Source organism: Pontibacter aquaedesilientis, assembly GCF_014773225.1.
GTDB lineage: Bacteria > Bacteroidota > Bacteroidia > Cytophagales > Hymenobacteraceae > Pontibacter > Pontibacter aquaedesilientis.
This window is the reverse complement of the sequence record NZ_JACXAJ010000001.1, coordinates 339742-352179: the sequence shown is the minus strand read 5'-3', so window position 1 is coordinate 352179 and position 12438 is coordinate 339742. Positions and strand designations below refer to the sequence as shown.

General features: G+C 50.0%; 11 protein-coding genes. 8 read left to right on the top strand and 3 right to left on the bottom strand.

Translation table 11 applies throughout. From position 1 onward, the window contains the following. The first annotated feature begins 125 nt into the window (after window positions 1-125). Window positions 126-1079 carry a DUF6340 family protein gene (locus H9Q13_RS01505; RefSeq protein WP_191181987.1) on the top strand — a complete coding sequence of 318 codons (954 nt, stop codon included), beginning with the start codon at window positions 126-128 and terminating at the stop codon, window positions 1077-1079. A gap of 132 nt (window positions 1080-1211) precedes the next feature. On the opposite strand, the gene H9Q13_RS01500 is transcribed toward H9Q13_RS01505, so the two are convergent. Then, window positions 1212-1793, bottom strand: coding sequence for a DUF3109 family protein (locus H9Q13_RS01500; RefSeq protein WP_191181986.1), 582 nt, complete (start codon window positions 1791-1793; stop codon window positions 1212-1214). 85 nt (window positions 1794-1878) lie between these two features. Next, on the bottom strand, window positions 1879-3495 hold the full coding sequence (locus H9Q13_RS01495; protein ID WP_191181985.1) for an ankyrin repeat domain-containing protein: 1617 nt from the start codon (window positions 3493-3495) through the stop codon (window positions 1879-1881). 305 nt (window positions 3496-3800) lie between these two features. Here H9Q13_RS01495 and H9Q13_RS01490 point away from each other — a divergent pair, with 305 nt between their 5' ends. The 3 genes from H9Q13_RS01490 to murA all read left to right on the top strand — a co-directional run bounded on the left by H9Q13_RS01490 (window position 3801) and on the right by murA (window position 8153). Then, entirely contained in the window at window positions 3801-6053 is a 2253-nt protein-coding gene (locus H9Q13_RS01490) for an ATP-dependent helicase (RefSeq protein ID WP_191181984.1), read from the top strand. A gap of 117 nt (window positions 6054-6170) precedes the next feature. Then, complete coding sequence (locus H9Q13_RS01485) at window positions 6171-6842, top strand: DUF4290 domain-containing protein (protein ID WP_191181983.1); 672 nt, start codon at window positions 6171-6173, stop codon at window positions 6840-6842. A gap of 6 nt (window positions 6843-6848) precedes the next feature. After that, window positions 6849-8153 carry a UDP-N-acetylglucosamine 1-carboxyvinyltransferase gene (murA, locus tag H9Q13_RS01480; RefSeq protein ID WP_191181982.1) on the top strand — a complete coding sequence of 435 codons (1305 nt, stop codon included), beginning with the start codon at window positions 6849-6851 and terminating at the stop codon, window positions 8151-8153. A 159-nt stretch (window positions 8154-8312) separates the two neighbouring features. On the opposite strand, the gene H9Q13_RS01475 is transcribed toward murA, so the two are convergent. Beyond that, window positions 8313-9506 carry a THUMP domain-containing class I SAM-dependent RNA methyltransferase gene (locus tag H9Q13_RS01475; RefSeq protein ID WP_191181981.1) on the bottom strand — a complete coding sequence of 398 codons (1194 nt, stop codon included), beginning with the start codon at window positions 9504-9506 and terminating at the stop codon, window positions 8313-8315. Between the two features lie 145 nt (window positions 9507-9651). Here H9Q13_RS01475 and murB point away from each other — a divergent pair, with 145 nt between their 5' ends. The 4 genes from murB to H9Q13_RS01455 all read left to right on the top strand — a co-directional run bounded on the left by murB (window position 9652) and on the right by H9Q13_RS01455 (window position 12382). Beyond that, on the top strand, window positions 9652-10668 hold the full coding sequence (murB, locus tag H9Q13_RS01470) for a UDP-N-acetylmuramate dehydrogenase (RefSeq protein WP_191181980.1): 1017 nt from the start codon (window positions 9652-9654) through the stop codon (window positions 10666-10668). A 104-nt stretch (window positions 10669-10772) separates the two neighbouring features. Then, window positions 10773-11207: a lipocalin family protein gene (locus tag H9Q13_RS01465; protein ID WP_191181979.1), complete on the top strand. Its 435-nt coding sequence runs from the start codon at window positions 10773-10775 to the stop codon at window positions 11205-11207. A 188-nt stretch (window positions 11208-11395) separates the two neighbouring features. Next, the gene (locus H9Q13_RS01460; RefSeq protein ID WP_191181978.1) at window positions 11396-11818 is read left to right on the top strand and encodes a hypothetical protein; all 423 of its coding nucleotides are present in this window, start codon (window positions 11396-11398) and stop codon (window positions 11816-11818) included. Window positions 11819-11965: 147 nt separating this feature from the next. Further along, window positions 11966-12382 carry a hypothetical protein gene (locus H9Q13_RS01455; protein WP_191181977.1) on the top strand — a complete coding sequence of 139 codons (417 nt, stop codon included), beginning with the start codon at window positions 11966-11968 and terminating at the stop codon, window positions 12380-12382. The last annotated feature ends 56 nt before the right edge of the window (window positions 12383-12438 follow it).

Genomic DNA, 12438 nt, shown 5'->3' with positions numbered 1-12438 from the left:
CTTAACAAAAAGACCGGTCTCTAGAGGCCGGTCTTTTTGTTTTCATGCGACACCCCAAGTCAAATATTCATGATTTAAATTATAAGTCTTTCCTATTATCTTAGTTGTGATTTTAAGATGAAGGCATGAAACTAAGTAGAATCCGTGCTGTACTTTGCTCCCTGCTCGCCCTGCAGCTTAGCAGCTGTGTAACTTTGCTCACTCTGGAAACCGTGCAACCGCCCGCCGTGCAGGTAACGCATAATCAGTGGAAAATCCTGGTAGTGAACAGGTACGATGCCAGCCAGGCTTCAAACAAAAACGAGCGTGTAATTGAGGTTTTCCGGGATGGTGCCAACCAGGCTGCCGGCGGTGCCATGGGCGCAGTCTACAACGACTCTACCTTCGTGCTGATTAATCCGGACTCGGCCATTGTGCTTCCCTCCTCTGCCACTGCGCAACTAGGCCAAGAGGAAGTCCGCCGACTGTTTGCCAAGTATAGCCCCCACCTGATTCTGACACTAGATCAATTCGATGCCCGGATGAAGAAGCAGGTGGACACTTACGAGGACGAGGAAGGTTCCCGCACCAAGATTGCCAATTACAACCTGCTTGTCAGGACGAGCTGGACACTCTATGACAGTACCGGCACTGTTATTGACCAAGCTGATTTAATGCACGATGACTTCTACGACTCCCGTACAGCAATTAGTGGCCTGCTGGCTATCGGGCCTGCCATCGCAAAAGCCGGGCCTGCTATCAACAGACTCGCTGTCGAAGCCGGGTATAGCTATTGGGACCGACTATACCCGAAGCCCATGTTATTGGTTCGCCAGGTACACAGTACACAGGCTCTGTCGGAATCCGCTGCTTACATCCACACCAACCGCTGGCAGCAGGCGATCGACCTCTTGCTTCCGATGGCACAGGATGCCAGGTATAAGCATCGCAAAAAAGCAGCCCATAACCTGGCGGTAGCTTATGAAGGGGCTGGCAATTACGAACAGGCAATCTATTGGGCCATGCAGGCAGCGGGCCAGGGTGACAAATGCTCTGCTTTGCTGCTGGAAGCGTGGGAAGAGGCAGGCATCTTTAAGTGATAGCACACGGTCCATACCTGTCAGAAGGGCGTCTATACCTATCAGCAGGGTCAGTAGACTAAAACCAGCTAACCTGAAAAGCAAAAGCCCGACTTGAGAAGCCGGGCTTTTTATATTTTCTGACAGCTTGACTTAGGACGTAGCGGCTTGTTGCTCCTCCTCGATCATCTGTGTCAATTCATTATACCATCCTTCCCCGTACTTCCGTATTAGGGGCTCTTTCAGGAATTGGTAAACCTTCACGCCCAGGTCTGCCCCGAAATTGCAGGCCGCGGCACAAATGCTCCAACGGTCATAGTTCAGTGCCTCGAAGTCGTCGTATTTAGTGATGCGAATCGGGTATAGGTGACAGGAGATCGGTTTTTTCCAACTTATCTTACCGTCGTAATAGGCCTGTTCAATCGCACATTTGAGTATACCTTTCTCATCATAAAGGGCGTAGGCACACTCCCGGTTTTCAATGGTTGGGGTAGAGTAGTCTCCTTCAAAATCCTGAATGTACAGCCCTTGTTCTTCCACGGCCAGCTTACCGGCACCCGTCATATAGGGTTTAATCTGCTCGTAGCTCTCCTGCAGAATCACCAGCTCGTCTTCCTCCAGGGGAGCACCCAGGTCCCCTTCTACGCAGCAGGCGCCTTTGCACTTCTCAAGATTGCAGACAAAGAAATTATCACGGATGTCATCGCTGATGACGGTATTCTGAAGAACGATCATGTAGGTAAAGAAAAAGACATGTACTGGCAGGCGCTATACCTGTCAGCATGAACTAGAGACAAAGTTACGGAGAAATTAGTTTAGATTACCGCTTCGGCCCTCTTGACCCGGCGGCGAGCAAAATGTTGTGCACACTTTCACGCTTCGTGAAATCTATGGCAACCCGGCCCTCGTAGTCACGAAGCCCCGGATCGGCACCGGCACTGAGCAGGGCCACGATCACCTCATTTCCGCCATCCAGCTCACAAGCCAGCATCAGGGGAGTCTTGCCTTCCAGGTTCTGGATGTTGGGATTAGCCCCTCCCTGCAGCAGCCTGTTCATCTCCATCAAGTGCGTACCGTTAGCGAAACGCACGGCGTAAAACAGTGGCGTGTTGCCCAGATTATCCACAATGTTCGGATCGGCTCTGAACTTGAAAAGGGTATCCAGTAAGCGGGCTTGCTCTATCTCGAAAAGCTCCGTATTGATGCGCGCTCCCGACATGGCATAATGCAGGGCCGTTTTGCCGTCCTGATCAGTGGCATTCACATCGGCTCCTTTGCGCAGCAGTTCACTGGCGACCTGAAGTCGCACATCTGGTTTATAGATCACGCCATAGTCTTCGAGCAGCAGCGGAATAAAGATGCCGTGCATAAGCGGGGTGCGCAGTCTGAAATCGAAGTCATAGCCATTCGGAACAGCCAGTGTGTTCACGTTCGCCCCGTTGGACAAAGAACGCTTCACAATATCGGGGTTTCGCTCTATAGCTGCCAACACCAGTTTCTGGTCTGCCGTCTGGCTCAGGTACTTGAGTTGTTCGAAGGCATTGGCGCTTCCTTTGGCAATAGCCTGGTGGTAAAGTTCACGGGCTTTCTCCGGCTCGGGCTCTCCCAGGTTGCCTTCTTCGTAAAGCAGGCCCAAGGTATAGAGCGCTTCTTTTGAACCGGCTGCCACACCACGCTCGAGCCAGTATTTAGCCTTTTCGGTATTTGCTTCCACTCCCTCTCCAGTCAGGTAAAGGTTAGCCAACGAGGTATAAGCCACCACGTCGTGCCTGTTGGCGGCACGCTGAATGTAGTTAAAGGCATATTCTTTATCCTGCATTTCGCCATAACCGGTATAGTACATGCTCCCCAGAATCCTGTTGCAGAAAGCATCGCCAGCCACGGCCATCTCTCTAATCTCCACGGCAGCACTGCGCATCAGTTGCGTGAAGCGTTTTTTATCCTCTTCATTACGCAGTGTCATCATTTCGGCTAGCCCGAGGTTACCCAACAGGTTGTTGCCTTCCAGTGCCAATTCAAAAAGTGCCCTGGCGGAATCAGGATTTGCCGCATAGACCGTCTCAGGGTTGCGAAGACGAAGCGAGTCTGAAAGCGCATCAGAGTCTTTCAATTCGCCATATTGGTGCATGCGTCCCATAAAATAATAGGCAGCGGCTTCCTCCCGGGCAGCGGCCTGACGAAACTTTTCATAGGCTTCCTTGTACTGCAGGCCCATATAAAGATCCACGGCTTCCTGCATTTCCGGGGTGCGCCATACCTGCCTGGCGGTGCGATAAACTTCTAAAGTTTCCTGTTTTGTTGCTTTAGAATTAATGGAAGTATCTGTTCGGACGCTCTGCTTGGCAGGCACACTGCCATAATGTTGGTTTGTACCGGTCAGGGCCATCGCAAGATGGCTGGCAGGTAACAGCAGCAGTATCAAAAACAGTCTCTTCATGGTAGGTATAAGGGTCATGGAAATTCAAATATTCCTGTTAGGCTCTATACAGCGCCTGCTTCTAACGCGTCAATTTTTTACAAAGATATAGATTATAGGCCTTTTATCTAAGCACGCAGGGCTTCTAGCCATACCTTAGGTATAGCCCATCATGCATCGCAAACGGGGTGCCAAATCTGTCGCATTCTAACTAAGAAACCAAGTGGCTTCGCATCTGGTTCTGTAAATGTGCCGAGGGCATTCCTAAAACGGATTAGTATTTGTAAATTGCATGGATTATTAAAGACGCACGCGGAAGAGACGAAATGGATTATATTAGTTTACTGAACGAGTCGCAACGCAAGGCCGTGCTCCACACCGAGGGGCCTGCCATGATCATAGCGGGTGCCGGCTCAGGCAAAACACGAGTACTTACTTACCGGATCGCCCACCTGATCAGCCTGGGGATTGATCCGTTCAACATACTGGCCCTGACCTTTACCAACAAGGCGGCCAAAGAGATGCGCCACCGTATCGAAAAAGTAATCGGGAACGAGGCCAAGAACATCTGGATGGGTACTTTCCACTCGGTGTTTTCGCGCATACTCCGTGCGGAGGCCGATAAAATTGGCTATCCGAAAAGCTTCACGATTTACGATACAGACGACTCCAAGACACTCATTCGCACCATCGTGAAAGAGATGAACCTAGATGACAAACTCTACAAGCCGAATGTCGTGCTGGGCCGCATTTCATCAGCCAAGAACAAACTGATCTCGCACAAGCAGTACCTCAACGACCCGGTAATACAGGCCGATGACGAGGCCGCCATGCGCCCCAAGATCGGCAAGATTTATGAACAGTATGCGAACCGCTGCTTCAAGGCGGGCGCGATGGACTTTGACGACCTGCTGTTCCAGACCAACGTCCTGTTCCGCGACCATCCGGATGCGCTCAACAAGTACCAGCACATCTTTAAATTTGTGATGGTGGACGAGTACCAGGACACAAACTACTCCCAGTACCTGATCACGCGCAAACTCGCCGCCCAGAACCGCAACATTGTGGTGGTTGGTGACGATGCGCAGTCCATTTACGCCTTCCGGGGCGCCGATATCCAGAATATCCTCAACTTTGAGCGTGACTACCCAGAACTGGAGGTGTTTAAGTTGGAGCAGAATTACCGCTCCACCAAGAACATCGTGAATGCGGCTAATTCGGTGATCAGGAACAACTCGGCCCAGCTCAAGAAGGATGTATACACCGACAACGAGCAGGGACCACTGATCGAGGTGATCAAAGCCAATTCGGACAACGAGGAAGGCAAATTGGTGGCCACGACCATTTTCGAAGAGAAGATGAACAACCACCTCTCTTACGACGATTTTGCCATCCTGTACCGCACCAATGCACAGTCCAGAGCCATGGAAGAGGCCCTGCGCCGCATGAATATAAGGTATAAAATTGTGGGCGGCCTGTCGTTCTACCAGCGTAAAGAGATCAAGGACCTGATCGCTTATCTGCGTTTGGTGGTGAACCCGAATGACGAGCAGGCGCTGCGCCGCGTGATCAACTACCCGAAACGAGGTATAGGCGAGACGACCGAGCAGAAGATTTTTGTAACGGCTGACGAAACCAACCACAGCGTGTGGGAAGTGATACAGAACGCCGGTCAGTTTTTGGGTAACCGGGTGGGCACCGCTATCGAGAACTTCTCGATTATGATCAAGGATTTTGCCCGTATAGCCGATAACTCCGATGCCTTTGAAGTAGCCAAGCATGTAGCCAAGCATTCAGGTATAGTCGATGACCTGTACCAAGACAAAACCGTGGAGGGCCTCGCCCGCTACGAGAACATACAGGAATTGCTCAATGGTATAAAGGAGTATGTGGACGACCCGGAGAAGGAGGACAAAAGCCTATCGGCTTTCTTGCAGGACATCGCCCTGATTACCGACGCCGATACCAAGGCGGACATGGACGGCGAGTACGTCACGCTCATGACCATTCACTCGGCCAAGGGTTTGGAGTTCAAGAACGTATTTATTGTGGGTATGGAAGAGAACCTCTTCCCGAGCCAGATGATGCTTAACTCCCGCGCCGACCTGGAAGAAGAGAGACGCCTTTTCTATGTAGCCATCACCCGTGCCGAAAAAAAGCTATACCTGACCTACGCCACCAGCCGTTACCAGTGGGGCAACCTGCGCTCCTGTGAGAAGAGCCGGTTCCTCGACGAGATTGACCCGAAGTACCTCAACTTTAAATATGGCGAGCAGAACACGGCCACCGGGGGCAACGTGTTCGACCGCGTGCTGCAACGCAAGAGTAGCATCAGCAGCCTGGTAACGCCACCGCCGCGCAAGCAGGCGGCCACAGCCTATACCGCTCCTGCCGATTTTCAGCCAAGCGATACCTCCAATTTGGCAGCAGGCATGAAGGTAGAGCACCCTAAATTCGGATTTGGCGTAGTAGCCCGTATGGATACGCAAGGCAACAGCACCAAAGCGATCATCAACTTCGATGAAGTGGGTGAAAAAACGCTCCTGCTCAGCTTTGCCAAGCTGCGTATACATGAGTAATTACGAATTAGGGGTTAAGAATTAGCAATGGACCTATCTGTCTCCATTTACAACTATAATTTTTAATTCGTGATATTTAATTCGTAATTCGTAATTCTTAATTCGTAATCGATAATAATGGAAGCAAGTACCACCTTTAAGCAAGACCTGTTGCTGCGCGAATACGGCAGAAACGTACAGGATCTTGTGAACCACATACTGAGTATTGATGACAAAGCAGAGCGTACACGCCTGTCTTACCTGTTGGTCAATCTGATGGCCAAGCTCAACCCGCAGCTTCGCGACACCCAGGACTTTCAGCAGAAACTCTGGAACCACCTGTTCGTCATGTCAGGCTCTAAACTGGATGTGGATGCGCCATACAAACTGAGCGCGATGGAGTACCTCAACGACAAGCCGCAGCCCATGGAATACCCGCTTAACACGCCAAGGTATAAGCACTATGGCAAAAACGTGGAGTTACTGATTCAGCGTGCGACAGAGTTAGAAGATGACAAGGAACGCGAAGCGGCTACTATCTCTATCGGGAAACTGATGAAGACGCTGTACCGATCTTACAACAAAGACAGCATAACAGACGACGTGATCCTGAGCGATATCCAGCAGATCTCCAAAGGCAAGCTGAACCTGGACCTTGGCTACATCGAGAGCAATAACCTGTTTGAGTCCGTGGGTGGCAGAAGCCAGCAGGACAGCGGCAGCAATCGTCCGCAGCAACAGCAGAACCGTGGCGGCGACAACCGGGGCCGCAAAAACCCCAGAACTACATCCAACCAAAGAAATAAATAGTAATAAATGGCTTCATTTGAAGTAATTGGCGGCAACAAGCTGCGCGGTGAGATCATTCCGCAGGGTGCCAAGAACGAGGCACTGCAGATACTTTGTGCCGTCCTGCTGACCCCCGTAAAAGTTACCATTTCCAATATCCCCGATATTCGGGATGTGAACAAACTCATCGAGCTGCTGCGTGAGCTCGGCGTTGCCATCGAGCGCATTGCTCCAGATACCTATACCTTCCAGGCTGATAATATTGACCTGGATTTTCTGGAGACGGATCGTTTCGTGGAGCTTGGCCGCGCCATCAGGGGTTCTGTGATGATCGTTGGTCCGATGCTGGCCCGTTTCGGCAAGGCCAAAATGCCGAAGCCGGGTGGCGACAAAATTGGTCGCCGCCGCCTGGATACGCACTTTATCGGTTTCGAAAAGCTGGGAGCAAAGTTTGAGTACAACTCAGAGGAGAGCTTCTATACCGTTACGGCCGACCGCATGAAAGGAGCCTACATGCTCCTGGACGAGGCCTCCGTAACAGGTACGGCTAACATCCTGATGGCCGCAGTGCTGGCAGAAGGCACGACCACGATTTATAACGCTGCCTGTGAACCCTATGTGCAGCAGCTTTGCCGCATGCTCAACCGTATGGGCGCCAAAATTAGCGGCATCGGCTCTAACCTGCTGGTGATTGAAGGTGTGGAGCAGTTGGGAGGTACGGATCACCGCATGCTGCCCGATATGATCGAGATCGGCTCTTTCATCGGTCTGGCCGCCATGACGGGTTCTGAGATCACCATCAAAGACTGCCAGATTCCTGAGCTTGGCCTTATACCGGACACGTTCCAGCGACTGGGCATTAAGATGGAATTCAGAGGCGATGATATCTTTATACCTGCGCAAGACCTTTATGAGGTAGACACCTATATCGACGGCAGCATCCTGAACATATCGGACCATACCTGGCCGGGCCTGACGCCTGACTTGCTGAGTGTGGCGCTCGTGGTAGCTACCCAAGCAAAAGGTACTGTTCTCATTCACCAGAAAATGTTTGAGAGCCGTCTGTTCTTCGTGGACAAACTCATTGATATGGGCGCGCAGATCATCCTCTGCGACCCGCACCGCGCCACTGTGATCGGACAGAACAACCAGATCCCGCTTCGCGGTATCCGCATGGCCTCCCCTGACATCCGTGCCGGTGTAGCCCTGTTGATAGCCGCGCTTTCAGCCGAAGGCACCAGCATCATCGACAACGTAGAGCAGATCGACCGTGGTTACCAGAACATCGATGGCCGCCTGAATGCACTCGGAGCACAGATCAGAAGAATTTAATGTTAGATTCTAGATGCTAGATATTAGACTCAGGAAATTGTTTTTTTAAGATCTCATCTTTGGCATCTTACACCTGATAAATCAAAAAGAGCACCTACTGAGGGTGCTCTTTTTGATTTATTGACTCAGAAGATTGTAAGGTATACCTGCAACAGCATGCTAATCTTGCTGCGCTTCTTCTTTACCCTCTCCCCTTCTGCTGCCTCTGTACAGTTCGTATTTCAGCAGGCGGCAATCGATGGCTCCGTTGTAGAGGGGCGTACGGCGGGATGCCCGCAGACCGATGTTCTTGGCGGCATCCAGATTACCCGTTAATACAAAGGCGTCGAATCCCTGGTAGTTGTTTTTAAGGGCATCCCCAATTTGCTTGTAAAGTTGGTTAATGTCATCAGACAGAATGCGCTCGTTGTAGGGTGGGTTCATCACCACTACTCCCTGCTCCGCTGTGGCTTTCGTCTCGAAAAAGTCAGCCAGTCCGATTTTGATCACATGACCCAGTCCGGCATTCTCGATGTTCTTTCGGGCAGCCAGCACATAATCCGGGTCAATGTCGTACCCAATGATCTCAGCCTGCGGCTCACGCTTCTCTTTTATCTCTGCCGTTTTCCATACCATCTCAAAAAGCTCCTTGTTATAGTCTTTCCAGCTTTCAAAGGCAAAAGGGTCGCGCCGGAATATACCTGGTGCAATGTTCTGGGCCATCAGGGCAGCCTCGATCAGAAATGTGCCGGAACCGGCCATCGGATCAACAAAAGTCGATTTCTTATCCCAGCCTGTCAGGGCAATGATTCCGGCGGCCAGCACTTCGTTGAGCGGGGCAACGTTGGTCAGCAACCGGTAACCGCGGCGGTGCAGTGAGTCCCCGGAGGAGTCTAGCGACAACGTGACCATGTTTTCGTGCATATGCAGGTTAATGCGCACGTCCGGACGTACCCGATCCACGGAAGGGCGCTCACCGGTGGCTTTCCGGAACTGGTCCACGATGGCGTCTTTGGTAAGCTGCGCCACAAAAAGCGAATGCTCAAAGGTAGAGTGGCTCACCACAGCGTCAATGGCGAACGTCTGGGACAGGTCCATTACCTCGGCCCAGTTGGTTTTCTGTACCTGTTCATACAGGTCTTTCTCATCACGGGCTTTGAAATTGCGGATGGGCTTGAGAATACGGATGGCGGTACGGCACCACAGGTTAGCCTCGTACATCTGACGCAGTGTTCCGGAGAAACTTACGGCACGGTTGCCTACTTTAATATACTCCATGTCCAGGGCGCGAAGCTCTTCAGCCAGCACCTCTTCCAGTCCGCTGAGCGTGGTAGCAACCATGTTGAAATTGCCGCTCGGTTTTTGTTTTGCCATTGTAATTCGTTAATGCTTCCACAAAGATAAGGAAATGAGAAGTGAGTTCTGATTAAAATAAAACTCGGGACTCAGAGCCCAAGACACAGAACTTAAGGTTTTACTCTTCACTAATTAACCTTATTTTTGCTGTAAATACCCACTTATGAAATTTGAGACCGACTTTTCCCTTAAACCCTACAATACCTTTGGCATAGATGTGAAAGCCAGGCACTTTGCGCGTTTTGACAGTGTGCAGGAGTTGCAGGAGCTGTTGCAGAGACCAGAAGTGAAGGATGAGCCGAAACTTATCCTGGGGGGCGGCAGCAATGTGCTGTTCACCAAAAACTTTGAGGGGATTGTGTTGCTCAACGGCATTAAGGGAATAGCGGTATTACGCCAGGACAATGCGTTTGCCTACGTAAAAGCTGGCGGCGGTGAGGTATGGCATGATCTGGTACAGTTCTGCCTGGAGCATAACCTGGGCGGCGTTGAGAACCTCTCGCTTATACCTGGAACCGTGGGTGCTGCCCCCCTCCAAAACATCGGGGCCTATGGGACTGAACTAAAGGATGTATTTGTGGAACTGGAAGCCGTGCACCTGGAAACGGGCAGCATCCATACCTTCGATAAAAACGCCTGTCAGTTCGGTTACCGCGAAAGTGTGTTCAAGCATGCGGCAAAAGACCAGTTCATTGTCACATCCGTCACACTCCAACTGCACAAGCAGCATCAGCTCAACACTGCCTATGGTGCCATTAAAACCACACTGGAAGAAATGCGGGTGCAGCAGCCCACTATACAGGATGTGAGCGCCGCCGTGTGCCATATCCGTCGCAGCAAACTCCCGGACCCAACCCAGATCGGGAATGCGGGCAGCTTCTTCAAAAACCCCGAAATACCGGTACTGCTGTTTGATGTGCTCAAAGAAAAGCACCCGGATATGCCTGCCTACCCAGTATCGGAGGACAGGGTCAAAATACCGGCCGGTTGGCTGATTGAGCAATGCGGTTGGAAAGGCAAAGAGATCGGGAACTACGGCGTGCACAAAAACCAGGCGCTGGTGCTGGTGAACTATGGTGGTGCTGAAGGTGAAAAATTGTTGCAACTGGCCTACGATATTATTGATTCAGTACAGGAAAAGTTTGGAATCATACTGCAACCAGAGGTGAATATTCTGTAGACAAAATTTTTGACAACCTCTCCTAAATTTTAGCGAAAAAGCAGGAACTAAATTAGCGTTAAAGCGATATACAAGGGTATAATTTTCTAAATATATATACCCTTATGAACATACTTAAAATAAGCTTTCTCCTTCTGATGGCTGTGTTCTCGCTTACCCTATCAGCCTGCGAAAAAGATAAAGATACCGAACCTACCAAGACCGATTTAATTGTTGCGCATGAGTGGAAAGGTGATCGGGTTACGGTTAATGGCTTCGACGTTTCAGACAGACCTGAAATCAAAAGCATGCTGCTGGACATAAAAAGCACTACCCTGACACTTCGCCGAGACGGCACTTACACGGCAGTGTATACCCAAAATGGCGTCCCTCAAAACACCACGGGTACCTGGACTTTCAAGGAAAACGAAACCATTCTTTATTTTGACCTGCTGGGCGATCTGCAAATCATTTCCCTTACGGGCAGCAACATGAGCCTGTTTAAAACCGTGACCCAAGGTAATACCACATATGATGCAGAGGTGCACTTTGTAAAATAAGGACTGGCTGGTACAATCCCTATACCTGCATATTAACCTTCCAAAAGAGACCCGCCACCGATTAGCTACAGCAGCTAACGGTGGCGGGTCTGTTTTTTTTCAAATAAACATATATATCATATTCACATTTATTACAGATGTCCGTATATGCAATAATTCAATATATTTTTTAACTAATTTAATTTATCATGTATACACAACGATTCTATGGTTTTCTGTTAACTTTTGTGTTCATTGTATTACTCACTGGTTGTGATAAAGACAAAGAAGAAAGCTCTCCAACAAAAAGCGACCTGTTAACGGCTGGCACCTGGACAGGTGTATCCATGTTCCGAAATGGAGAAGACGTTACCCAGCTCCTCATCGAAAAGGAAAATTACGATATCAAAAAGCAACTGTGGAAATACGAGAAGGATGGTAAATATGCAAGCACCTATGAGCGGAAAGCCTTGCTGGGAACCTGGGAGTTTGTAGATAATGAACAGCACATACTCCACGATAAGAATCAAACGGACGAATTAAGCGTCCGAATTACAAAACTTACAGACAAAGCACTAATCTTGGAGTATACTTATCGCGAGAAATTGTACGAAGAGCGATACGCCAAATAAATGACAGTTACCTGAATAGGGATTTTATATCGCTACAACAACGAAAAGACTGCACAGCAGTATGATGTAGTAACAGATAAAAGCTGTGAGAACCCATCCCGATGGCCTCTCACAGCTTTTCCGGCAGAACCTTTAACAGCAAACCACATGAAAACACAACGAATTATTCCTTTTCTCTTCGCCGCCTTGCTTTTGGTTTTTACAAGCTGCGACAAAGACGATGAAGACAAGGAGCCCTCTAGGAGCGACCTCCTGACCACTGGCCTCTGGACCGGCAGTAGCGTTTATATACAGGGGCAGGACATCTCACAGCTTCTCCGCGACTCTGCTAATTTCGATGTACGCCAGCTCAGCACCCGCTTCGACAAGAACGGAGAATACCGGGAAACCTTTGGCCGCACGATTGTCGGCACTTGGGAATTCGTGAACAATGAGCAGGAAATCCTTTTCGACAAAGGCACTAACCAGGCCTACACCGTCAAAATAAACAAACTCAACGCCACCGAATTGTATTATGAGCAGGAAATCGATGGTTTGCCTTTTGAGTTCAGGTTTTCACATTAAGTCAATGCCAGCATAAAACCCGCCCCAAACGGGTATCTTTTTATGCTGGCATTTCC